Genomic DNA, 1,031 nt, shown 5'->3' with positions numbered 1-1,031 from the left:
CTACTGGATTGTGTTCCTGCCTCCGGCGTTTGCTGTTCTGTCAACGGTCTGGAGCATCGTGCCCGGTCAGACACTTTGGTCATCCTTCCAGTTTCTTATGACCAGCCTGATTGCCTTCCGCCTGGGTCTGACGCTTTCTGCTGACCGGGCATTGTTCATTCTTGCAGGGATTTTTGCGGCCGCAATTCTTCTGTCATTGGCCAATACCGCCGTCGGCTTTCTTCCCCCCGCCTGGGAGCACAATGGGGCTTTGCTTGGGATCTTCACGCAGAAGAACATGATGGGCAAAGCTGCGGTGCTCGGCCTTTTGACAGTGATATGCGTTCTGAAGCACAAGCGCGTCCCTGTCGCCGGAATATGCGTCTACCTGGCCGGTTTTTTCCTGGTGAAGTCGACGCTGTCCGCCGGCGCGCTGCTGACCTACCTTTGCGCCGGACTCTTGTTCCCGCTGTTTGCCATGCGGAAATTCACGGTACGGGGCAGACTGATCTTTCTGCTGCTGCCGGTGGTGTTTGTGGTTTTGTACCTGGCGGCTTTTGTCCTGACCGGAGGGGATCCGCTTGCGGTGTTCCTGGAAGCCACTGGCAAAAGCCCCACGCTGACCGGGCGCACGATCATCTGGTGGTTCGGAATCCAGTCGTTCCTGGAACACCCGCTGCTGGGGGTTGGCTTCAAGGCGTATTGGTCTGTGAAGTCCTATGCCATCGCCTATATCCATGCGAATATCGAAGAAGGCCTGTACTGGTTCCACAACATCTACATCGATATCCTGGTTGCAGGGGGGCTTTTGGGGGCCGCGGCCGCGGCGGCCTTGCTCTACTGTTTTGTGCGCCAGGCGCTGCGCTGGTACTTGTACGAAGGGTCTGTCGTATCCGCCGCCTGGGGGATGATCCTGCTGGTCAGCCTGATCGGAGGGCTGGCCGACAACGTGATGTTCACGCTGCATGGCTTGAACCACATGCTGATCATCATGGGATTTATCTTTGGCCACCGGGCACTCAGCAGCAAGCAGGAGCGCTCCGGGACTGCAG

The 1,031-nt window shown here is 57.9% G+C and carries 1 protein-coding gene; it reads left to right on the top strand.

Annotation, left to right across the window (positions count from 1 at the left end; genetic code table 11):
- Window positions 1-97: 97 nt before the first annotated feature.
- A partial coding sequence (locus A9D60_RS04295; RefSeq protein ID WP_065266467.1) for an O-antigen ligase family protein occupies window positions 98-1,031 on the top strand: 934 nt, incomplete at its 3' end.

This window comes from Leisingera sp. JC1, from assembly GCF_001679925.1.
GTDB lineage: Bacteria > Pseudomonadota > Alphaproteobacteria > Rhodobacterales > Rhodobacteraceae > Leisingera.
The sequence above is the reverse complement of the archived record's forward strand: the minus strand, read 5'-3'. Positions and strand labels throughout refer to the sequence as shown.